Here is a 26,818-nt window from a genome sequence, read left to right as displayed (position 1 = left end):
TTGTTCCAGCTCCGTCAGTCTTCTGATGAGTTGTCGTAAGCCATTTCGATCAGGTCGTCGATATCGAGCGCGTCGATCGATTCGTCCGTGATGCTCTGATCGATCTCGCCGTGGCTTTCCTGCCCCTGTGTGAGCTGCATGAGCGCATCCAGCAGCCCCGCATCGCGGAGCCGGGTGAGGGGGATTGTTTGGAGGGCTCTGCGAATATCGTTGTCCGACAGATCTGTCGACCGGTCAGGGTCGTGGTGCTCGGTGAATTCGTCGGCCAGATACTTCGCCAGCGCCTGCGGCGACGGGTAGTCGAACACCAGAGTCGCGGGCAACCGCAGACCCGTAACGGATTTCAGGGCGTTACGGAACTCGATGGCGGTGATCGAATCGAAGCCCAGTTCATTGAAGGCCCGGTCGGCTGCGATCGCATTCGCGTTCTGATGACCCAGAACCGCCGCGACCTGACCACGAACGATTTCGACGAGCACACCGAGGCGTTCGCTGTCCGGGGTGTTCGCCAAACGAGCACGTAGCGCCGCGGTGCCCGAGGCCGTCTTGCGGCGAGCAGGGACCAAGCCGGACAGCAGTGCCGCGGCGAACCCTGCGCTGCGCAGGCTCTCCAGATCGAGACGGGCGAGGACGGGAGCCGCCGCGTCGATCTCGGCGGCGGCGGCGAACAATGCCAGGCCCTGTTCCTCCGAAAGCGGCAGCATGCCCGAACGAGACATGCGGTGGCGGTCGACGTCGCTGAGCTCCGCGGCCATACCTCCGTTCATGCTCCAGAGACCCCACGCGAGCGACTGCCCGCAGCGTCCGGATGCCCTGCGGTGCACCGCCAAAGCGTCCAGGCAGGCGTTCGCCGCGGCATAGTTGCCCTGCCCGGGGCTGCCGAACGCACCGGCCGCCGAGCTGAACAGCACGAACGCCTTCAACGGCAGATCGGCGGTCAGTTCGTGCAGGTGCAGGGCGGCATCGACCTTGGGCCGCAACACCGTGTCCATCCGATCCGCGGTCAGCGAAGCGATGGCGCCATCGTCGAGCACACCAGCTGTATGGAACACACCGGTGAGTGGCCGACCCCCGGGAACGTCGGCCAGCACCTCGGCCAGCGCCCCACGATCGGCGACATCGCAGGCGGCGAACTCGACTTCGGCACCAAGACGTTGCAACTCCGCGCGCAGTTCGGCGGCGCCGGGAGCGGATTCGCCGCGCCTGCTCAGCAACAGCAGGTGACGGACACCGTGGGCGTTGACCAGATGCCGGGCGAACAACCCACCGAGGAAGCCGCTGGCACCGGTGATCAGAACTGTCTCGTCCGGACCGAAAGCGGAACTCGGAGCTGTAGCGGCCGCCGGACTCGAGACCGCTCGAGCGAGTCGCGCACTGAGTGCCTGCCCGCCGCGCACGGCCACCTGCGGTTCCTCTGAAGTCAGAATCCCGCCGAGCAACCCGTCGATGTCGGAATCAGTGTCTATCAACACGATCCGGCCAGGGCTCTCTGCCTGCGCGGAACGAACCAGACCATTCACCGCAGCGCCGGCCAGGTTCGTAATGTCTTCCCCGGCAACCGAGACCGCACCACTGGTCCGAACCACCAGCACCGACTCGCTGAACCGCTGATCGGCAATCCAGGACTGAAGCACCCGCAGCACGTCATGAGTCGCAGCACGAACGGCGGCGGGATCATTGGCCGTCGGACAGACCAACACGACCGCGGTGGGAACCTCGTCGCCGAGATCCGCCCACGACACTGCGCTGATCTCGGTGTCGGACACCGCGATCGGTGTCCAATCGACCTGGAACAACGCGTTATCGGCATTGGATGCGCCGGTAGAGAGCTGAGCGGGATCAATCGGCCGGGAAGCCAGCTGCCGCACCGTCGCCACCGCAGCGCCGGTCGGATCCGCGAGATCCACCGCCACCGCATGCTGACCGACTCGGGTCAGCCGGACTCGCAAGGCGTTGGCTCCCGCCGCGTGCACCGTGACACCGGACCACTCGAACGGCAATGCGAGCCCAGCCTCGTCCGCGGGCATGAAGTCGCCTATGAGCGAGGCATGCAGAGCAGCATCGAGCAGCGCCGGATGCAGCCCGAAACCGTTGGCTTCGGGTAGATCCGGTAGCACGACCTCGGCGAACAATTCCGCACCGCGTCGCCATACCGCCCGCAGCCCCTGGAAGTGGGGACCGTACCCGTACCCGGCATCGAGCAGTTCGTCGTAGACACCATCGACGTCCAGCGGCTGCGCACCAGCCGGAGGCCACGAGGCGAGGTCGACAGCAGTCGTCATGTCGTCCGGGGCGAGCGCGCCTTCGGCGTTCAGCGTCCACGACGGCGCCGAATCGATATCCCCATCGGGGCAGGAGAAGATCCGCACCGCGCGACGGCCCGTCTCGTCGTCGGCACCGACGACAATGCGTACCGCGACCCCACTGGAATCCGGCAGCACCAGTGGGGCCTGCAGGACCAAGTCCTCGAGAGTCGAACAACCCACCTGCTCCCCGGCATGCAGGGCGAGTTCGACCAAACCGGCACCGGGGAACAACACGGTGCCCTTCACCTGGTGATCGGCCAGCCAAGGATGCGTCTGCACCGACAGTCGGCCGGTCAGGATCACCGCACCGGAGTCCGGTTGTGACACCACCGCCGAAACCAAAGGGTGTCCGGTGGTCGCCAGACCCATCGACCGCGCGTCACCACTGCCGGCGGACCCTTCGCGCATCCAATAACGCCGACGTTGGAAAGCATACGTGGGCAAGTCGATTCGCCGAGCCCCGGCGGAATACATACCGGCCCAGTCGAAGTCGGCGCCGAAAACGAACAACCCGGCCACACCGGCCAACACAGCGGAGACATCGGCATGGCCTCGACGCGCCAGAGCAACCACCGTGGGAGCCACAGCCGCGTCCATTTCATCGACGATCTGGTTGACCATCGGGAAGAGCACCGCATCGGGTCCGACCTCAGCGAACCGAGACACACCCATAGCCGCCATTTGGGCGACCGCATCAGCAAAACGCACGGTCTCCCGAACCTGACCCACCCAATACGACGAATCGCTCATCTCATCCACGACCCGAGCACCGGACACCGTCGACACCAACCCAATACACGGCCGAGCAAACACCAAACCCTCAACCACCGAAGCGAATTCAGCCAGCATCGGCTCCATCAACGCCGAATGAAAAGCATGCGACACCCGCAAACGATGCGTCCGCCAACCACGCTCATTACACGTGTCGACAACAGCGGAAACCGCCTCCTCAACACCAGAGAGCACCACCGACGACGGACCATTCACCGCCGCGATCGACACCCCACCGGACAGTTCACCAACCAGCAGCGCCGCAACATCAGCCTCCGAAGCACCGACCGCGACCATCGCCCCACCCACAGGCAGTGCCTGCATCAACCGACCACGCGCAGCCACCAACACACACGCATCCGCCAACGACAACACACCCGCCACATGCGCAGCAGCGACCTCACCAATCGAATGACCCGCCACCACATCCGCGCGCACACCCCACGACTCCAGCAACCGGAACAACGCCACCTCGAACGCGAACAACCCCGCCTGCGCAAACACCGTCGCATCGACCAAATCACTGTCCGACAACGCCGAATCCAACGAAACCGACTGCCCCAGCAACGGATCCAACTCAGCAACAATCGCATCGAAAACCTCAGCGAACACCGGGAACACGCGCAACTCAGCAGCCATACCCGCCCACTGCGCACCCTGACCCGAAAACACCACACCCGTCGAACCCGAAACCACACGACCCGACACCACACCCGGAACGGACTCCGCGCGACCCAGCGCCCGCACTCCCGCGACCAGATCATCACGGTTATCGGCCAACACAACAGCGCGATGGTCGAACACCGCACGCGTGGACGCCAACGAGAAACCGACATCAATCGGATCCTGTTCGCCCACATGCGATGTCAAACGAGCAGCCTGACCGACAAGAGCCTCAACACTACGCGCCGAAACCACCCACGGCAGCAACCCACCAGCCGCAACGGTCTCGACCACCGGCACCGGAGCCTGCTCCACCACCGGCTCGGCGACCGGAGCCTGCTCGATGATGAGATGCGCATTCGTCCCACTGATACCGAACGAGGACACACCCGCACGACGCGGCCGACCCGTCTCCGGCCACGGCACCGACTCGGTCAGCAACCGGATGTGGCCTTCGGTCCAGTCGACCTTGGTGCTGGGCTGATCAACATGCAAGGTTTGCGGCAGCAACCCATGCCGCATCGCCATCACCATCTTGATCACACCACCCACACCCGCCGCGGCCTGAGCGTGACCAATATTGGACTTCAATGACCCCAACCAGAGAGGACGATCCGCATCCCGATCCTGCCCATAAGTCGCCAACAGGGCTTGGGCCTCGATCGGATCACCCAACGTCGTCCCCGTACCATGAGCCTCCACCACATCCACCCCGGTCGATGCAACCCCAGCATTCGCCAGGGCCTGCCGAATCACCCGCCGCTGCGACGGACCATTCGGAGCAGTCAAACCATTCGACGCACCATCCTGATTCACCGCCGAACCAGCAACCACCGCAAGCACCTGACGACCATTGCGCCGCGCGTCGGACAGCCGCTCCAACACCAATACGCCAGCACCCTCGGACCAAGCAACACCATCGGCCGCATCGGCGAAAGACTTACAGCGACCATCCGGCGACAAACCCCGCTGCCTGCTGAACTCGAGGAACATGTCCGGTGTCGCCATCACAGCCACACCACCGGCCAATGCCAGATCACACTCCCCTGACCGCAGCGACTGCGCGGCCAAATGCAATGCCACCAACGACGACGAACACGCCGTATCGACGGTGACCGACGGCCCCTCCAGACCGAACGCATACGACACCCGACCCGAGACCAAACTGCCTGCGGCGCCGCTACCGGTCCCGGTTGCTTGGGCGTAGTCGTGATACATCAGACCGGTGAACACCCCGGTCGAACTGCCACGCAGCACCGCCGGATCCACACCGGCGCGTTCAAACGCCTCCCACGAAACCTCCAACAGCAACCGCTGCTGCGGATCCATCACCATGGCCTCATTCGGGCTGATCCCGAAGAAGTCCGCGTCGAAATCAGCTGCGGAGTACAAGAATCCACCACGACGGGTGTAGGTCTTACCCGCCTTACCGGGCTCGGGATCGTAGATGCCCTCGATGTCCCAGCCTCGATCCACCGGCATCTCCCCGGTGGTGTCAACGCCCGAGACGACCAGATTCCACAGATCCTCCGGCGATGCGACACCACCGGGGTAGCGGCAGGCCATCGCCACCACCGCGATCGGTTCGTCGTCAGCTCGGACCCGGCTGACCGTGAGCTCATCAACGGCCCCGGTACCGGTGAGCTGCGAACCGATGAACTCCGCGACGATCTGTGGGTTGGGCTGATCGAAGATCAGAGTGGCAGGCAGTTGCAGACCGGTCGCGGCGTTGAGTTTGTTGCGGAACTCGATAGCGCTCAACGAGTCGAAGCCGAGCTGCTGGAAAGCCTGCTGGGGTTCGACGGCATCGATGGAGGCGTGTCCGAGGATGCCGGCGGCCACCGATCGGACCAGGTCGAGCAGCGCACTATTGCGATCAGCATCCGACAGGCCCGCCAGCTTCTGCCCGAAGGCCTGACCCGCCGGGGTCCGGCTGTTGCGGCGCACCGGGGTCGGCACGATCGCGCGGACGAGAGCCGGGAGCTGCTCGCCCCGGGTTCGAAGCACCGCCGGATCGACTCGCAGCGCCACCAATTGGGCGGTATCGGTGGCGATCGCCGCATCGAACAATGCCAGACCGTCGGCCTCGGTCAGCGGCGGGAAGCCCTGCCTGCGCATCCGATCGAAATCGCCCTCGGACAACTCGGTACCGAGCCCGCTCGACCTTGCCCACATACCGTAATCGAGAGAGGTCGCAGGCAGTCCCAGGTTGTGACGATGCGCCGCGAGGGCATCCAAGAAGACATTCGCCGCGGCGTAATTGGCCTGACCGGCGGCCAGCACCAACCCACCCGCCGACGACAACAGCACGAACAGCGACAACGGGTGCTCGCGAGTGAGCTCGTGCAGATACCACGCGGCATCGACCTTGGGCCGGAACACATAATCGATCCGGTCGGCCGAAATCGATTCGATCACACCGTTATCGGCAGTTCCTGCCGCATGCACGACACCCACCAACGGATGCTCATCGGAGATGCCGTCCAGCAACGCGGCCAGCGCGCCCCGATCGGACACATCACACGCGGCGACGGTGACCGCAGCGCCGAGCCGGACCAACTCCTCACCCAACTCGGCGGCGCCGGGAGCGTCCAGGCCGCGCCGAGATGTCAGAAGCAGATGGCGCACACCGTGTTCGGTCACCAAATGACGCGCGATCACCGCACCCAGACCACCGGTACCACCGGTCACCAGGACGGTCCCCGGCTCGGTCAGCCGAGCGATCACGCCCGGTGCGTGACGGGTCAAACGCGGCACGAGCACGGTCGTGCCGCGTAGCGCGGCCTCGGGTTCCTCGGCAGCAGCTGCCGCCGCGGTCGCGACAGCGAACAAGTCACCGTCCTGATCCACATCGACAAGCTGGAACCGACCCGGGTGCTCCGCCTGCGCGGCACGCAGCAAACCCCACACCGGCGCCTGATCCAGGCGCACCTGCTCGGAATCGGCAACGGTCACTGCGCATTTCGTGAGTACCACCAAACGCGAAGCGGCGAAACGGGTTTCGGCCAGCCAACCCTGGACGGTGTCCAGCACGCCGGTCATGACCTGCCGCGCCGCCGCTGTCGGCGGACCGTCGTGGAGTGCGCACTCGAGCATCACGATGTCAGGAACAACCGGCTCCTGCGCCGCATCGAGATCGGTGACCAAAGCCGCCAGATCGCGATAGCGCCGCACCTCACCAGAACTCTGGCCGGAACCGAGTACCGCTACCCGGCCCGGCTCCACCATCCTTGCCGAAAGCGGCTGAGCGGTAACCCATTCCAGGCCCCACAGGGCATCCGACACCCGGTCCGCGCCCAGGCGCTCGGCCGATACCGGCCGAGACACCAGAGCGCCCACCGACAGCACCGGCCGACCCTGCTCATCAGCTATCTGCACGGCGAAGTTGTCGCCTTCGGGGACGCTCCGTACCCGCACGGCGGTAGCGCCGGCCGAGTGCAGAACCACCCGGTTCCAGGCGAACGGCAGCACCGCGGCACCACCGCTGCGCCCATGAATGATTCCGGCATGCAGGGCCGAGTCGAACAGCGCGGGGTGGATTCCGAAACCCGTGGCCTGCTGCGGGTCCGGCAGAGCGACCTCGGCGAACACCTCATCGCCACGCCGCCATGCCGCCCGCAAACCCTGGAAGAACGGACCATACCCATATCCGAGTTCGAGCAACTCGTCATAGGCACTGTCGACAGGCATCGGCTCCGCCCCAGCCGGAGGCCACGAAGTCAGTTCGAAATCGGCAACCGCTTCGCCTCGGGCGAGCACACCCTCGGCATGCAGCGACCACGGACCCTCGCCCGCCTGTCGCGAGTGCACACTCAACCGCCGCCGACCAGCCTCATCAGCGGCGGCCACCACGACCTGCACCGCGACACTGCCCTCGGGCGACAGGGTCAACGGGGTATGCAGGACAAGCTCATCCACTACATCGCAGCCCAAAAGACCGCCGACGTGACTGGCAAGTTCGACGAACCCGGTCCCCGGCAGCAACACGACCCCGTGCACGCTGTGATCGGCCAACCATCCCACCGAGTCCAGCGACCACCGGCCGGTGAAGCTCACCCCACCCGACTCCGGGTGCGGCACAACAGCACCGAGCAAGGGATGGTCCACCGCCTCGAGACCGACAGAAGTCACTCCGCCGAGTTCGGCACCGAGCCACGACTGCGCCAGCACCTGCTTGGCATCGAGCCAGAAACGCTCGTGTTGGAAAGCGTAGGTGGGCAAGTCGATTCGCTGAGCTCCGGAACCGGCGTAGAAACCGGCCCAGTCCACCTCGGCACCGGCCACGAACAACCCGGCCACACCGGCCAACACAGCGGAGACATCGGCATGGCCTCGACGCCCCAGCGCCACCACCGCAGCACTCGCGGCCGCCGCCCTGTCGTCGAGGGTCTGGGCGACCATCGGAGTCAGCACCGCATCGGGTCCGATCTCGGCGAACCGGGACACACCCGAACCCACCATCACGGCGACCGCATCGGCAAAACGCACGGTCTCCCGGACCTGACCCACCCAATACGACGGATCGCTCATCTCGTCCACGACCCGGGCACCGGTCACCGTCGACACCAACGCAATACGCGGCCGAGCAAACACCAAACCCTCAACCACCGAAGCGAATTCAGCCAGCATCGGCTCCATCAACGCCGAATGAAAAGCATGCGACACCCGCAAACGATGCGTCCGCCAACCACGCTCAACACACGCCTCGACGATCGCGACGACATCACTCTCGACACCAGACAGCACCACCGACGACGGACCATTCACCGCCGCGATCGACACCCCACCGGACAGCAGCATCCGCACATCGGCCTCCGACGCACCTACCGCGACCATCGCCCCACCCACAGGCAACACCTGCATCAACCGGCCACGCGCAGCCACCAACACACACGCATCCGCCAGCGACATCACCCCAGCCACATGCGCAGCAGCGACCTCACCAATCGAATGACCCGCCACCACATCCGCGCGCACACCCCACGACTCCAGCAGGCGGAACAACGCCACCTCGAACGCGAACAACCCCGCCTGCGCAAACACCGTCGCATCGACCAAATCACTGTCCGACAACGCCGAATCCAGCGAAACCGACTGCCCCAATAAGGGATTCAGGCGGGCTACAATCGCGTCGAAAACTTCGGCGAACACCGGGAACGCCGCGCACAGCTCGGCAGCCATACCCGCCCACTGCGCACCCTGACCCGAAAACATCAGACCCGTCGAACCCGGCACGATGCGGCCGGACACCACACCCGGTCCCTGCACACCCTCGGCCAGCGTCCGCACTCCCGACAGCAGACCATCACGGTTATCGGCCAACACAACCGCGCGATGCTCGAACACAGCACGGGTGGACGCCAACGAGAAACCGACATCCACCGGATCCAGTTCATGATCGGTCACAGACGAGGCCAGCCGCCCGGCCTGACCGGCAAGAGCCTCACGATTACGTGCCGAAACAACCCACGGCAGCAACCCACCAGCCGCAACGGTCTCAGCCGTCGGCACCGGAGCCTGCTCCACCACCGGCTCGGCGACCGGAGCCTGCTCGATGATGAGATGCGCATTCGTCCCACTGATACCGAACGAGGACACACCCGCACGACGCGGCCGACCCGTCTCCGGCCACGGCACCGACTCGGTCAACAACCGGACGTGCCCCTCCGACCAATCCACCTTCGTAGACGGCTGATCAACATGCAGAGTTTGCGGCAACAACCCATACCGCATCGCCATCACCATCTTGATCACACCACCCACACCCGCCGCAGCCTGAGCATGACCGATATTCGACTTCAACGACCCCAACCAGAGAGGACGATCCGCATCCCGATCCTGCCCATAAGTCGCCAACAGGGCTTGGGCCTCGATCGGATCACCCAACGTCGTCCCCGTACCATGAGCCTCCACCACATCCACCCCGGTCGATGCAACCCCAGCATTCGCCAGGGCCTGCCGAATCACCCGCCGCTGCGACGGACCATTCGGAGCAGTCAAACCATTCGACGCACCATCCTGATTCACCGCCGAACCAGCAACCACCGCAAGCACCTGACGACCATTGCGCCGCGCATCGGACAAACGCTCCAACACCAACACACCAGCACCCTCAGACCAACCAACACCATCGGCCGCATCGGCGAAAGACTTACACCGACCATCCGGCGACAAACCCCGCTGCCTGCTGAACTCCACAAACGTCTCCGGTGTCGCCATCACCGCCACACCACCGGCCAATGCCAGATCGGATTCACCCGACCGCAGCGACTGCGCAGCCAAATGCATCGCCACCAACGACGACGAACACGCCGTATCCACGGTGACCGACGGCCCTTCCAGACCGAACACATACGAAACACGGCCCGAGGCAATAGATCCCGAGTTCGCGTTCGCCGGGTAGTCGTGATACATCATGCCCGCGAAAACCCCGGTCGAACTGCCACGCAGCACCGCCGGATCCACGCCGGCCCGCTCCAATGCCTCCCACGAAGTCTCCAGCAGCAGGAACTGCTGCGGATCCATCATGGCGGCTTCATTGGGACTGATCCCGAAGAACGCGGGATCGAATTCGCCTGCGGAATGCAGGAATCCACCCTCACGCGTGTAGGTGGTGTGCGGAGTTTCGCCAGTGGGATCGTAGAGGCGTTCGGTATCCCAGCCTCGATTGACGGGGAATTCCGACGTCGCGTCGGTCCCGTCCACGATCAGATTCCACAGGCCCTCAGGCGAATCGACACCACCCGGATACCGGCATGCCATACCGACGATCGCGATGGGTTCGTGGTCGACGGCCTCGGCGGCGGTGACCGCGGTGTCCTGCCCGGTGCCGGTGAGCTCGTCGGCCAGGTGGGCGGCCAGTGCCTGTGGTGTCGGGTAGTCGAAAACCACTGCGGCCGAGAGTGATAGACCGGTAACGGTTTTGAGTCGGTTGCGTAGCTCGACCCCGCTCAGGGAATCGAAGCCGAGGTCCTGGAACGCGCGATCGGGATCGATCTCGGACGCACTGTCGTGGCCGAGCACGGCCGCGATGTGGGTGCGTACGGTATCGAGTACCGCCTGCCGCTGCCGATCGGCGTCCAGACCCGAAAGCCGTTGCCGAAGACCGGATACCGCCGCCGAGGGCGCCGCCGGGCGCCGAGTCGCTGTCGGTGCCAGTTCCCGCAGCAGCGGTGGCAGGAGTCCGGCATCGGATCGGGCGCGGATCGCGACGGTGTCCAGCGCGGCGATCACCGCGTAGGCCGTGCTCCGTTCGAGCACCACATCCAAGCCCGCCAAAGCCAGTTCATCGGAGATCGTCGTGAATCCGCCGCGACTCATCCGAGCCACATCGGCCGCATCCAGGTGTCCGGTCATGCCGCTCGAGCGTGCCCACGGACCCCACGCCAGCGACTGGCCGGCCAGCCCGCGTGCTCGCCGGTGCGCCACCAGCGCGTCGAGGAAGGTGTTCGCGGCCGCGTAGTTGCCTTGCCCTGGTCCGCCGACTGCGCCCGACACCGACGAGAACACCACGAACGCAGCCAGATTCAGATCCGCGGTCGCTTCGTGCAGATGCCAAGCAGCATCCGCCTTCGGCGCCAGGACCGCGTCCATCCGCTGCGCGGTCAGCGACGCGATGACCCCGTCGTCCAGCACACCTGCGGTATGGATCACTCCCGTCAACGGCAGCTGCGCGGGTACTTCGGCCGGCAATCCGGCCACCGCACCGGCATCGGTGACATCACAGGCCACCACTTTCACCTGTGCGCCCAACTGCTCCAGTTCGGCGCACAGCTCCGCCACACCCGCGGCCCGCGGACCGCTGCGGCTCACCAGCAGCAACGACCGCACACCGTGCTCGGCCACCACGTGCCTGGCCACTACCGTGCCCAAACCGCCTGTGCCGCCGGTGATCAGCACCGTCCCAGCACCGAAGGCGGAAAGTTCATCGCCCGTCCCGGAAGACACCACGGTTGCGGAAGCGTCATCGCCCGCCGGGGAAGACACCGTGGTCACGGGTCGAGTGAGCCGAGCGGTATGGGTGACGCCGCCACGCACGACCACCTGGGGTTCGTCCACGGCCATGATCGTGGCCGCAAGCTGCTCGTCGATGTCGGTGTCCGTGTCGGCCAAGACAATCCGGCCCGGATCTTCCGACTGCGCCGCACGAACCAGGCCCCATACCGCGGCACCGGCGAGGTCGGCGAGGTCTTCACCGGGCAGCGCGACGGCGCTGCGCGTGGCGATCAGCAGGGTGCTCGCGGCGAACCGGTCCTGGTCCAGCCAAGCCTGCACCACCTCGAGTATCCGCGCGACCTCGGTATGGGTGGTGGTCACCACGTCCGCGTCGCTGTGATCGTTCCAGCCGGATCCGGCCTCGATCACCACCAGCGCGGGTACCGGGTACTCCGGATCCAACCGGTCCCACCGACCCATACCCGTGTCCATCGCCGCGGACTCGGATGCGGCCGGTGACCACACCAGTTCCAGTACCGGAGCGACCGAGCCGCCGGCACCCGCGGTGGCCACGGCGAGCTGTTCGAGCGGCATCGATCTGGTTGTCAGCGATCCCGACAACACCGGTTGTCCCTGCTCATCGGCCGCCGACACCGATACCGACGATCCGGTCGTGGTCAGACGCACACGCAGCACCGACGCTTCAGCCGCGTACAGCGACACCGACTCCCACGAGAACGGCAGCACCACCTGCCCCGCAGCGATCGTGAACGGTGAATCCGACTGTCCCGCACCGTCTTCGAGCACACCGGCCAGCAGACCCGCGTGCATGGCCGCATCCAGGAGTGCCGGGTGGATCCCGAACCCTTCGGCTCGCACCCCGGTGTCCGCATCAACGGCGATCTCGGCGAACACCTCCGCGCCGCGCCGCCACAACGCCCGCACACCCTGGAACGCCGGACCGTAGTCGTAACCACGCGCCAGCAGGTCCATGTACGCGGCGGCGACATCGATACCACTCGCCGCGTCCGGCGGCCACTGCCCGAGGTCGGGTTCGGTCGTCTCGTCACGGGGTGTCAGCAGGCCCCGCGCGTTCAATACCCACTCGTCGCCGTCGTATTCACCGCGGGAGTAGATCGATACCGGCCGCTGTGCGACATCGTGTCCGGGCCCGCCGACGACGACCTGGATCTGTATGCCGCCCGCCGCGGGCAGTACCAGCGGTGCCTGCAGCGTCAATTCCTCGATCATCGGGCATCCGGCCACCGCACCGGCACGCAACGCCAATTCCACGAACCCGGTCCCCGGCAACAACACCGACCCGGCAACCGCGTGGTCGGCCAGCCAGGGTTGGGTCGCTACCGACAACCGGCCGGTCAGCAGCACGTCACCGGATTCCGGTACCGACAGCACCGCACCCAGCAACGGATGCTCCACCGCACCCAATCCCACGGATTCGACGCCTGCGGTGCCGACCGAGGTCTCGAGCCAGTAGCGACGGCGCTGGAAAGCATAGGTGGGCAACGACACTCGCGATACCGAGCGGTCGGCGAAGAACGCGCTCCAGTCGACCTCGACACCGACCGTGTGCGCGTGCGCCAGGCAGTTCACGAGCTGCTCGACCTCGGCACGCCCGCGACGTGCTCCGGCCACCACCAGCGACTGCGATTCGATATCTTCCGGCAGACTTTGCCGGGTCATGGCCGTCAGCACGGCATCCGGACCGATTTCCAGAAATCGGCGCACGCCCGAGGCCGCCAGAGTGTCTATGCCCCGAGCGAACTGAACGGCCGCCCGCACCTGTCGGACCCAGTAGGCGGGTTCCAGCACTTCGTCACCGGCCATCCGGCCGGATAGATTCGAGACGAGTGGAATCTGTGGGCGATGGTAGGTGACATCCCGTGCGACAGCTTCGAACTCGGCCAGCATCGGGTCCATCCGGTGGGAATGGAACGCATGCGACACCCGCAACCGCGATGTCTTGCGCCCGCGGTCGGCGAACCACTGCTCGAGCGCGGTCACCGCGTCCTCGTCACCGGAAACAACCACGGCCACAGGCGAATTCACCGCAGCGATGGACACTCCGTCGACGAGCGCCTCGGACACCTCGCGCTCGCTCGCCGCGACAGCCAGCATCGCACCGCCTTCCGGCAGCTGCCCCATGAGGCGACCACGCGCCGCGACCAGTCGGCACGCGTCCGGTAGCGACCACACACCAGCGATGTGCGCGGCGGCCAGCTCACCGATCGAATGCCCGATCAGGACATCCGGTGTCACGCCGAACGAGTCCAAGAGCCGGCTCAGCGCGACTTCGTATGCGAACAGCGCGGGTTGAGTGAACTCTGTCCGATTCAGCACACTGACATCAGCAGGGTCACCATCGGCCGGCTGACCAGTGAACATCACCTGTTTGAGCGAACCGTGCAGTAGGGGATCGAACTGCTCGCAGATCTCGTCCAACGCGGAAGCGAACACCGGGAATGCCTCGTACAGTTCACTTCCCATGCCGACCCGCTGCGCGCCCTGCCCGGTGCACAGGAAGGCTGCCTTACGCGTGACCGCCCGCCCCGTCGCCACGCCATTGGCGGAGCTCGCCGATCCGTGTTCGGCGAGTACTGCCAGTCCGGCGAGCATCGTGTCCCGGTCGTCGGCCACTACCGTGCCCCGCCAATCCAGCCGGGCACGGGTAGTCGACAGTGAATAGCCGATGTCATCGATTGTCAGGTCGGGGTTTTCGGTCACCCACGTCAGCAGTTTGGCCGCCTGCGCACGCAAGCCGTCCTCGGTTTTCGCCGACAGCGGCCACGGGGAGACACCGGACCCCACTGCCTGCGCGCCGCGGTCGACAGCATCGTCCGCCCGCTCGGCAGGGACCTCCGCCAGCGCGGCGGCCTCCTCCAGAATCACGTGCGCGTTGGTGCCGCTGGCACCGAAGGAGGACACGCCCGCGCGACGCACCCGCTCCCCCGCGGGCCACGGTTCCGCCGTGGTGAGCAGCCGCACCGTTCCCGCCGACCAGTCCACATGCGGGGTCGGAGCATCGACATGCAGTGTCGCGGGCAGCATTTCGTGGCGCAGCGCCTGCACCATCTTGATCACACCGCCGACACCGGCTGCGGCGGAGGTGTGTCCGATGTTCGACTTGAGCGAGCCGATACGCAGCGGATCTCCGGCGCGATCGCGACCATAGGCGGCGATCAGCGCCTGCGCCTCGATCGGATCTCCGAGGCTGGTGCCGGTGCCGTGCGCTTCGACCGCATCGACGTCGGCGGGCGTCAGACCGGCACTGGCGAGAGCCTGCGCGATCACCTTTTCCTGCGAAGGACCGTTCGGCGCGGTCAGCCGGTTGCTGGCGCCGTCCTGGTTGACCGCACTGCCGCGGATAACCGCGAGGACCCGGTGGCCGTGACGGCGTGCATCCGACAATCGCTCGACCGCGAGCATGCCGAGGCCCTCGGAGAATCCGGTCCCGTTCGCCGCCGCCGCGAAGGCCTTGCATCGGGCGTCGGGGGACAGCGCCCGCTGCCGGCCGAAGGCGATCAGCAGGGTGGGGTCGGACATCACGGTGACCCCACCGACCAGGGCGAGCGAGGTTTCGCCCTGACGCAGGGCCTGACACGCGAGGTGCAGCGCGACCAGCGACGACGAGCACGCGGTGTCCACCGAGATCGCCGGACCTTTGAAACCGAAGGTGAAGGCGACGCGCCCGGACAGGACGCTGGCCGAAACACCCGAGTAGGCATGGCCCTCCGATTCGGCGGTCAGGCCCGGCGAACCCACACGGGGGCCGTAGTCCTGATGGATCACGCCGGCGAACACACCGGTGTCGCCGCCGCGCAGCGACGCCGGATCGATGCCGGCGTCCTCCAATGCCTCCCATGCCGCTTCCAGGAACAGACGCTGCTGCGGATCCATCGCCGCGGCCTCGCGCGGACCTATTCCGAAGAATCCCGGATCGAAATCGCCCGCCGCATCCAGGAATCCACCTTCCCGGGTGTAGATGGTGCCCGGCGTTTCGGGGTCGGTGTCGAACAGACGCTCGAGGTCCCAGCCTCGATCGGCCGGGAAAGGACCGACGGCGTCGGTGCCGGAAGCGACCAACTCCCACAGCCGAGCCGGAGTGTCGACGCCGCCTGGATATCGACAGCTCATGCCGACGATCGCGATCGGTTCCCCGGCACGTTCTTCCAGGTGCTGGATGTGCTTCTTGGCGGCGCGGAGATCTCCGGTGAGCTTGCGCAGATACCGGCTGAGCCGTTCCTCGTTGCTGGTCTCGGGGTTGCTCATGCTGGGCCAAACTCCTCGTCGATCAGGTCGAAAAGCTCACTGTCGGAATGGAATTCGAGGTCGTCGTAGTCACCTTCCGGCGACTTGCCGGTCAGGTAGGTGCGCAGGCGCTCGTTGACGCCCCGCAATCCGGCGACGATCTCGTCGTTGTCGCTGCCGCCCGCGATAATCCGCTCGAGCATCGCCTCGAGCCGCGCGATGTCGTCGGACACCGTCGATGTCGGTTGCGTGGGTTGCGCAGGTGCCGTCACCACGGTCTGCGCCAGCAAGAACTCGGCGATATCTCCCGCGGTGGGGTAGTCGAACACCAGGGTCGAGGGCAGCGAGAGCCCCGTCACCTTCGAAAGCCGGTTGCGGAACTCCACTCCACCAAGGGAATCGAAGCCGAGTTCGTCGAAGCCGCGATCGGGTCCGATATCGTCGACCGACCCGTAACCCAGCACCGCCGCCACGTGTTCGCGCACCAGGTCCAGGACGACCCCGCGTCGCTTCGCCTCCGCCACACCGTGCAGACGCTCCCCGAGCGACGGTCCGTCACTCGATGTCGTGGCCGACCGGCCACGTGCGCGAACGAACCCGCGCAACGCTGCCGGGACCGCATCGGTATGCGCTTCCAGGCGCAGTTTGTCGGTATCCAAGTGCAATAGCGCTGACACCGGTTCCACGGCGGTCAGCGATTCGTCGAACAACCGCAGGCCGTCGGTGCGGTCCAGCGGGGCCAGGCCCAGTCGCTCCAACCGGCCCATGGCGGTGCGATCCAAAGCGCCGGTCATGCCGATGTCCTGCTGCCACGGACCCCAGGCGAGCGCGAGTCCCGGTAGCCCTTCGGCGCGGCGTCGCACCGCGAGGGCGTCCAGGAAGCTGTTCGCGGCGGCGTAATTCGCCTGCCCCGCCGAACCGATCATTCCGGCGATCGAGGAGAACAGCACGAACGCCGACAGATTCATGTCCCGGGTGAGCTCGTGCAGATGCCACGCCGCATCGGCCTTGGGCGCGAACACCCGATCGACCTGGTCAGCGGTGAGGGTGTGGAACGTGCCGTCGTCGAGCACGCCCGCGGCGTGCACGACGCCGGTGAGCGGGTGCTCCGCCAGCAGATCTGCAAGCGCGTCGCGGTCGGTGACATCGCAGGCGGCGATCCGCACCTCGGCGCCGTATCCGGACAGTTCCGTCGCGAGTTCCGCCGCGCCGTCCGCTCGCTCGCCACGGCGAGATACCAGCAGTAGCCGTCGCACGCCGTGCGCGGTGACCAGGTGCCGGGCCAGCAGCGCGCCCAATCCCCCGGTCCCGCCGGTGATCAGCACCGTCCCGGACCCGAACGAAACCTGTCCGGCCGCAACGGATGTCGCCGCCTCCAGCCGCGGTGCCAGGACACAGTCGCCCCGCAATGCCAGCTGCGGCTCTCCGGTCGCGATCGCGGCTCGGATCGAGTCGGCCGAAATATGCTGCGCGCCACCGGATTCGGCTGTGTCGAGCAGCACGATCCGCTCCGGATATTCGGTCTGAGCGCTACGTATCAGCCCCCATACCGCGGCCGATGCGGTATCCGGCACCTCATCGGGCAGGGCCGCCGCCCGTCCGGTCACCACAACCAGCTGCGACCGCGCGAACCGCTCGTCGGTCAGCCAACCGCGCACCAGGTGCTGGGCTGCCTTCACCCGATCGCTCGCGGACGGCTGCGAATCACCGTGCAGTGCAGCGGATTCGGACCAGACAACGACATCCGGGACAGTCGCGGCCGAAGCGAGCCCCGCCAGATCCGGATACCGCTCGTCGATTCCGGGCACCTGCGCGGTTCCGAGCACGGCTGCGCTCCCGATCGGGGCGATCCCGTCAGGCGTCCCGACCGCTGACCAGCGCAACGCGTACCGGGCCGCACGTCCACCCGACAGTGTGGCGCGGAACTGCTGCACGTCGTAGGAGCGCATGACCACTTCGTCGACGGAAACCACCGGATTTCCGTGTTGGTCGATCGCTACGACGGTGATCGCCTCACCGCTGCGCTGGATAGCCATCACCCGCAACGTCGTGACCTTGGATGTGGTGTGGAATTGCGTCGCGCCCCAGCGGAACAAGAGTTTGCCCTCGGCGGGATTGCCCTTGTCGTCCGACCAGATCAAACCGACAAGTCCGGCATGGAGTGCCATGTCGAACAGCGCCGGATGCAGCTGGAACCGTTCGGCCGAGACTTCCTGATTCAGGGTGACCTCGGAGAACATCGTGTCGCCACTGCGCCATGCGGCGTCGATGCCGATGAAGGAGGCACCGTATTCCAGTCCGGCGACACGCGCCACCTGGGCCGGAATCCAGTCGGCGGCCACCGGTTCGGCGTCGATCGGCGGCCACGGGCCGTTGCGCAACATGTCCATGAGTCCGATGTCGAGCAGCTGTTGACCGCTCAGCACGCCGCTGGCATTGCGCATCCACTCGCCGTCGGCGGCGTCGGTCAGGCGGTAGTGGAACGTGAACGATCGACGTCCCGTTGGATCCGGTTCCCGCACCAGTACCTGGAGTTCGACATCGCCGTCTGCCGGCGGGAGGATCGGCGCCTCGAGGGTGAGCTCTTCGACGGCGCCGCAACCGATTCGCCGACCTGCGACCAGCAGCATCTCCATGAGCGCGGCGCTCGGGACGAGCACCACACCGTAGGTGGTGTGATCGGCGATCCACGGATGGGTGCGCAGCGAGAGCCGTCCCGTGAACAGCCACTCGTCACGCTCGGCCACCCGCACCACGTCGGTGAGCAGCGAATGTTCCGACGCATTCCGGGGCTCCGCGAGGCCGGGTTCGAGCCAGTACCGCCGATGTTCGAAGGCATAGGTGGGCAAGGCGATTCGGGATACCCGGAGGGTGGTGAACAATCCGTCCCAGTCGACGGCGACCCCTGCGGTATGCGCCTGGCCGAGCATCGTGAGGAACTGCTCGACCTCGTCGTGATCCCGGCGGGCCGCCGCGGCCACCACAGATCGAGCCTCGACGTCCTCGGCAAGCGTGTGCCGCGTCATCGCCGCCAGCACCGCGTCGGGTCCGACCTCGAGGAACCGGCGCACACCCGAGTCCACCAGCGTCTCGACACCGGGCGCGAAACGCACCGCGGCGAGCACCTGCGCCACCCAGTACCCCGGATCCAGGATCTCGGCGCCCGCGATCCGGCCGGAAATGTTGGACACCAACGGAATACGTGGGGCGTTGCAGGTTACTCCCGCAACCAGGGTGGCGAACTCGGCCAGCATCGGCTCCATCCGATGGGAATGGAACGCATGCGACACCCGCAACCGGCTCGTCTTGCGACCCCGTTCGGCGAACTGCCGATCGATGTCGTCGACGGCGTCCTCGTCACCCGAGAGCACCACGGCCGCAGGCGCATTCACCGCTGCAATCGACACCCGGTCGCCGAATCCGGCGATCGCCGCGCCCGCTTCGGCCTCGGACGCGGCGACCGCGAGCATCGCGCCGCCCTCCGGCAGCGCCTCCATCAGCCGCCCTCGCGCCGCGACCAGTGCGCAGGCGTCTTCCAATGACCACACACCAGCCACATACGCCGCGGCCAGTTCACCGATCGAGTGCCCGATCAACAGATCCGGGACGACTCCGAACGACTCCAACAGCCGATACAGCGCCACTTCGAAAGCGAACAGCGCGGGCTGGGTCAGTCGTGTCCGATCCAGCATCCCGGTATCCTCGGCCACGCCCTGATCGTCGATCAGGTGTCCGGTGAACATCGCTTGCTTCAGGGAACATCCGAGCAGCGGATCGAACTGGGCACACACCTCGTCCAGTGCCGCGGCGAATACCGGGAAGGCCTCGGCGAGACCCGCGCCCATACCGACCCGCTGCGCGCCTTGACCGGTGAACAGGAAGGCGGTCTTCCCGGAGCCCACCGTGCCGGAAACCACTCCGGCAGAGGAGGATCCGGCGGCCAACTGCGCCAGCCGCGCCAGCAGTTCGTCGCGGTCACCGCCCAGGACCGCCGCCCGCGACTCGTGCTGCGCACGTGTCGTCGCGAGCGAATACGCCACATCCACCGGATCGGCGTCGGGGTGATCGATCAGCCACTTCCGCAGTTTCGCCGCCTGTCCCCGGAGGGCGGTCTCATTCTTGGCCGACACCAGCCAGGGCACCGTGCGTGGACGGTCGTTAGCCGGTGGCGCGACGACCGACGCTGGGGCGGGCGCTTCCTCGAGGATCGCGTGTGCGTTGGTGCCGCTGACACCGAACGACGACACGCCCGCTCGACGGACCCGGCCGCCGACCGGCCACGGCTGGGCCTCGGTCAACAGCTGGACATCGCCCGCGGACCAGTCCACATGCGGGCTCGGCTCGTCCGCATGCAGTGTCTTCGGCAGGGTTTCGTGGCGCAGCGCCTGCACCATCTTGATCACGCCACCGACACCCGCCGCAGCCACGGTGTGGCCGATATTCGACTTGATCGATCCGATCCGCAGCGGTTGTCCAGCACGATCCTGCCCATACGCCGCGATCAGCGCTTGGGCTTCGATCGGATCACCCAACGCCGTGCCGGTACCGTGCGCCTCCACGGCGTCGATGTCCGAGGGCTCGAGCCCGGCATTCGCCAACGCCGCCGCGATCACCCGCTCCTGTGACGGACCGTTCGGCGCGGTCAAGCCGTTGCTCGCGCCGTCCTGGTTCACCGCCGTCCCGCGCACGAGGGCGAGGACGTTGTGACCCAGGCGGCGGGCGTCGGAGAGACGCTCGAGCACCAGCACACCGACGCCCTCGGAGAAGGCGACACCGTCGGCCCCCGCGGAGAACGCCTTGCAACGACCATCGGGCGAGAGACCGCGCTGCCGCGCGAAATCGACGTAGAGGTAAGGACTGGCCGCGACCGTCACGCCGCTCGCCAGCGCCAGCGAACTCTCCCCCTGGCGCAGTGCTTGGCAGGCCAGATGCAGCGAGACCAGCGACGACGAGCAGGCGGTGTCCACGGTGACCGCCGGGCCTTCGAGACCGAGGACGTATGCCACCCGTCCCGACATCACGCTGCTCGTGGTGCCGGTGAGCCGGTAGCCCTCCAGGTCACCGGCCACCCGATCGACATAGCCCGAGTAGCCCGCTCCGACATACACGCCGGTGTCGCTGCCCCGCAACGACGTCGGATCGATGCCCGCGTCCTCCAGAGCTTCCCAGGACACCTCCAGCAGCAGACGTTGCTGCGGGTCCATCGCGGATGCCTCCCGTGGACCGATCCCGAAGAATCCCGGGTCGAAATCACCTGCGTTGTAGAGGAATCCGCCGCGTCGGGTGTAGACGGTACCGGGCTTGTCCGGATTCGCATCGAACAGCCGCTCCAGATCCCAGCCCCGATCCGACGGGAAATCGCCGGTCGCGTCGGTTCCGGAAGCAACGAGATCCCACAACTGGTCCGGTGATCCGATGCCGCCGGGGAACTGGCAGGCCATGCCCACAATCGCGATCGGCTCGTCCGCCCGGACTCGGCGGACGGCCTTCCTGAGGGGTTCGCCCACCGTCGGCTCGACGCGGGATTGCACCAGCTTCGCCACCGCCGCCGGGGTCGGATGATCGAACACCAGCGTCGACGGCAACTGCAGGCCGGTGGCCTTGCCGAGCCTGTTCCGGAACTCCACGCCACCCAGCGAATCGAAACCGATCTCGTCGAAGCGCTGGTCGGGCCGGATGTCGGCGGCCGAATCATGCCCCAGCACCGCCGCCGCCTGGGTGAGCACGACCTCCAGTACCACCTCGCCACGCCGCGCTTGCGGCACATCCGCCAACCGGGCGGCCAGCGAGCCCGCCGCCGCGGCGACCGCCGCCTGTTGCGTCGGGCGCGTCGAACGCCGCGCGAATCCGTGCAGCACCGCCGGAACCGCGTCGACATCGGACTCGCGACGCAAGACACTCGCGTCGAAGCGGATCGGAGCCAGACGCGCCTCCGAGTGCGCGAGCGCCGCGTCGAAAAGTCGCTTCCCTTCGGCATTTTCGAGCGGGCTCAGACCCAAGCGATCCCACCGCGCGAGGGCGGCGCGGTTCAAGCCACCGGTCATACCGCCGGCCTGGTTCCACGGTCCCCACGCCAGCGCCGTGGCGGCCGGCCCCGCGGCCCGCCGCCGCTGTGCCAACGCGTCCAGGAAACCGTTCGCCGCGGCGTAGTTGCCCTGCCCCGACGAACCCAGCACCGTCGCGATCGACGAGAACACCACGAACGCGGACAGATTCAGACCACGGGTCAGCTCGTCCAGATGCCATGCCCCGTCGACCTTCGGTGCCAGCACCCGGTCCACCTGATCAGCGGTCAGCGACTCGACGGTGCCGTCGTCCAGAATTCCCGCGGTGTGCACGACTGCGGTCAGTCCGGCGATCGAATCCAGCAGGTTCCGCACCGCGTCGCGGTCGGCGACATCGCAAGCGACTACCCGAACCTCGGCCCCAGCCTGCGCCAACTCGGCGGCCAACTCGGCGGCACCGGGCGCGTCGGATCCCCGGCGTGAGGTCAACACCAGACTGCGCACACCGTGCTCGGAAACGAGATGACGGGCGAACAACGCACCCAGTCCACCCGTGCCGCCGGTGATCAGCACGGTCCCATCCCCGAACGACGATCGCATCCCAGGGTCCGTGGCAGCGGACGCGCGCACCATCCGGGGAACCAGAATCTCCGTACCACGGACTGCGGTCTGCGGCTCGCCCGAAATCAATACCGCCGCAATGTGTTCCGCATCGAGCGGCCGGACCGGATCCGCGTCGACGAGAACGAACCGTCCCGGATGCTCCGACTGCGCACTGCGCACCAATCCCCACACCGCCGCGGCGGCCGGATCCGGAGCCTCGTCGGCCAACCCCACGGCGCCTGTCGTCACCACAACCAGCCGGACCTCGGACAGACGTTCCTCGGCGAGCAAGGACTGCACCGTCGCCAGCGCGCCATGCACGCTTGCCCGCACCGATTCCGGACCACCGACGGCCGAACCTGCCACGATCGGCTCGGTTGCCCGCCACACCACCACACCGGGAATACCTTCGGCCGCAACGACATCGGCGACCGACGCATATTCCGTGTCGATCCCCGCCACCGTCGTGTCCCCGAGTACCGCCAGGGATGGCCGACCGACTCCGGCAACCGACTCCGCGGTGGGCTCCCAACGCACCTGGTACAGGCCCGCCTCGTCACCGGCGAGGCTGCTCCGGAATTCCTTCACGTCGTACGGACGCATAACCACGGCGTCGACCGACACGATCGGATTGCCGTCCGGATCGACCGTCGCGACCGAAACGGTCTCGGGTCCGGTCGCGACCGCAATGACCCGAAGCGACGTCACCTCGGCCGGCCACTGTCCGCCATCCGTTGCCGACCTGTGGAAACGCGCACCACCCCACCGGAACAGCAACCTGCCGGTATCGGGGTCGGAATCCGCATCGCGCCACAGCAACCCGGAGAACCCCGCGTGCATGACCATATCCAGCAGGGCGGGGTGCAGGTCGTGGCGTCCCAGCTCCGGTGCTGCCTCGGTGTCCAGCACAATCTCGGAGAACACGGTGTCGTCGCGTTGCCACGCGGCACGCACACCGACGAACGCCGGGCCGTACTCGAGCCCTGCGAGCTTCGCGATCCGCTCCGGCAGCCCCGCAGTGTCCACGGCCTCGGCATCGACCGGCGGCCATTGCTCCTCCCGCAGCCGAGACAACAACGCCGAATCACCATCCCGCTGAGCCCCGAACGCACCGGTGGCGTTATGAATCCATTCGGCATCGGAGGACTTGCGGAAATAGAACTCGAACTGACGCCGCCCGGACTCGTCCGCGGCCTGCACCAGCACCTGCAACTCGACCTCGTCGTCCGCGGTCGGCAGAATCGGCGCCTGCAACGTGAGCTCCTCGACCACCCCGCAACCGATCCGACGGCCCGCGACGAGGAGGAACTCGATGAACGTCGCGCTCGGCACGACCACTACGCCGTAGGTCATGTGATCGGCGATCCACGGATGCGTACGCAACGAGAACCGGCCGGTCAACAACCACTCGTCGGTACCCGCCAACCCGACCACACCCGTCAGGATCGGATGATCCGTCGACGACGACGACGCATCGACAGCACCCGGCAACCAGAATCGGCGGCGTTGGAAGGCATAGGTGGGCAACGGAATCCGACGCGCCGCACCCCCCACGAACAACGAACGCCAGTCCACCCGCGCACCCGCGACATGAACCTGCGCCAGGACAGTGACGAACTGCTCCACCTCATCGACCGACCGCCGAGCGGCCGCCGCCACCGAAGACGCCGACTCGACGTCCGGGTGCTCGGCCAGACAGTCACGCGTCATTGCCGCCAGCACCGCATCAGGTCCGATCTCCACGAACCGCCGCACACCTGCCTCGACCAGAACGTCGATCCCCGGAGCGAACCGGACGCACCCCCGCACCTGCTCGACCCAGTACTCCGGATCGGTCAGCTCCGCAGCGACCACGACCGCCGAAACATTCGACACGATCGGCAGCGACGGCTCCCGATACGTCAATCCTGCGGCGACAGAACGGAACTCGGCCAACATCGGATCCATCCGCGCCGAGTGGAACGCATGACTGACCCGCAACCGATTCGTTTTCACACCCTCGGCGGACAGCAGCCGCTCGATATCACCGATGGCATCGACGTCCCCGGACAACACCGTCGACGACGGATCGTTCACCGCCGCGATCGACACCCGGTCGGCGAAATCGGCGACGATATCGACAGCTCGTCCTTCGCCGATCGCCACCGCGAGCATTGCCCCGCCCCCCGGCAAGGCACCCATCAACCGGCCCCGGGCCGCCACCAGCGCGCAAGCATCCGAGAGCGACCACACCCCCGCCACATACGCCGCCACCAACTCGCCGATCGAATGCCCGATCAGCACATCCGGTGTCACACCGAACAATTCGATCAACCGGAACAACGCCACCTCGAACGCGAACAACGCCGGCTGAGTGAATTCCGTCCGATCCAGCACACCCCCGGCATCAGCGAACATCAACTCTCTCAGCGAACACCCCAACAACGGATCGAACTCCGCACACACCTCGTCCAACGCCGCCGCGAACACCGGAAACGCCCCGTACAGGCCCGCACCCATCCCCACCCGCTGCGCACCCTGCCCCGTGAACAAGAACGCGGTCCTATCGGAACCGGCATTCCCTTCGATCGTGCCGTGCGAACCCGCGGCCAGATCGGCCAGACCGGCGAGCAGTTCGTCCCGGTCGCGCCCCACGACCGCACCGCGCCGGTCCAACTGTGCCCGCGAGGTCGCCAGGGAATACGCCATATCCCGCACATCAACGTCGGGATCGTCGATCAACCACTGCCGCAGTCGATCCGCCTGGGCACGGAGGGCTTCCTCGGACTTGGCCGATATCAACAGCGGAACGACATCGGCCACGATGGGTTTCGTGGCCGGTTCCAGCTCGGATTCGTCCGCCGACGCTACGGTGACCGGATGGGTGGGTGCTTCCTCGAGGATGAGATGTGCGTTGGTGCCGCTGGCTCCGAACGACGACACCCCGGCTCGCCGGATCCGGTCCCCCACCGGCCACGGCTCGTTGTCCTGCAGTAGCCGCACCGTGCCCGCGGACCAATCCACGTGCGGGGTGGGCGCATCCACGTGCAACGTCTTCGGTAGCACGCCGTGCCGCATGGCCTGAACCATTTTGATCACGCCGCCCACCCCCGCGGCAGCCGAGGTGTGACCGATATTCGACTTCAACGACCCCAGACGCAACGGCGCGCTCTCGCGCCGCGCGCCGTACGCGCTGATCAGTGCCCGCGCCTCGATCGGATCCCCGAGCATCGTGCCGGTGCCGTGCGCCTCTACCGCGTCGATATCCGACGGGGCCAGGCCCGCGTTCGCCAACGCGGCCGCGATCACTCGTTCCTGCGACGGACCGTTCGGCGCGGTCAAGCCGTTGCTCGCACCATCCTGATTGACAGCACTGCCACGCACCACCGCCAGCACGGTGTGACCGAGCCGCTGTGCGTCCGAAAGACGCTCCAGCACAAGCACTCCGAGACCCTCGGAGAATCCGGTTCCGTCAGCAGCCGCCGCGAATGCCTTACAGCGCGCATCGGGCGACAACGCACGCTGACGCGCGAACGCGATCAGCAAAGCCGGATCCGACATGACGGTCACCCCGCCCGCCAATGCCAGCGACGTATCGCCCTGCCGCAGTGCCTGGCACGCCAGATGCAACGCCACCAGCGACGACGAGCAGGCGGTGTCGACCGATATGGCCGGGCCTTTGAAGCCGAACGTGTACGCGATCCGACCGGACAGCACAGCGTTCGAAACACCCAGGTAGGCGTGGCCTTCGGTCTCGGCGGTGATATTCGGCGAGCCGATACGGGGACCGTAGTTCTGATGGATGACTCCGGCGAAGACGCCGGTGTCGCTGCCGCGCAACGACACCGGGTCGATACCCGCATCCTCCAACGCTTCCCAGGATGCCTCCAACGTCAGGCGCTGCTGCGGATCCATCGCCGCGGCCTCACGCGGGCCGATCCCGAAGAAAGCCGCGTCGAACTCGCCGATGGAGTCGAGGAACCCACCGTCGCGGGTGTAAATGCCGTTCGGCACATCGGGATCCGGGTTGAACAGCCGTTCCAGGTCCCACCCTCGATCGGCCGGGTAGTCCCCGATGGCATCCACACCGTCCGCCGTCATGTGCCACAGGTCTTCGGCGGAGCGCACACCGCCGGGATACCGGCAAGCCATACCGACGATCGCGATCGGTTCCCGCGACCGATCGGTGAGCGCGCGCAGTTGCTGTTTGGTCTCGTAGAGCTCCTTCGCGGTCTTCTTCAGATACCGGCGCAGCTCGTCGTTGTCGGCCATCGGTGGAACTCCAGATCG

2 protein-coding genes are annotated in these 26,818 nt (G+C 66.7%); both read right to left on the bottom strand.

The window, feature by feature from the left end; all coding sequences use genetic code 11:
* Positions 1 to 14: 14 nt before the first annotated feature.
* On the bottom strand, positions 15 to 15,962 hold the full coding sequence (locus ACIBW7_RS39140; protein WP_397055500.1) for a type I polyketide synthase: 15,948 nt from the start codon (positions 15,960 to 15,962) through the stop codon (positions 15 to 17).
* A complete protein-coding gene (locus tag ACIBW7_RS39135) occupies positions 15,959 to 26,800 on the bottom strand; it encodes a type I polyketide synthase (RefSeq protein WP_397055498.1) in 10,842 nt (3,613 codons plus the stop codon). The genes ACIBW7_RS39140 and ACIBW7_RS39135 overlap by 4 nt, the downstream gene beginning before the upstream one ends.
* Between the last annotated feature and the right edge of the window lie 18 nt (positions 26,801 to 26,818).

The organism is Nocardia sp. NPDC049526 (assembly GCF_044465765.1).
GTDB lineage: Bacteria > Actinomycetota > Actinomycetes > Mycobacteriales > Mycobacteriaceae > Nocardia.
Note: the sequence above shows the minus strand (reverse complement) of the source record. Positions and strands in the feature narration are given on the sequence as shown.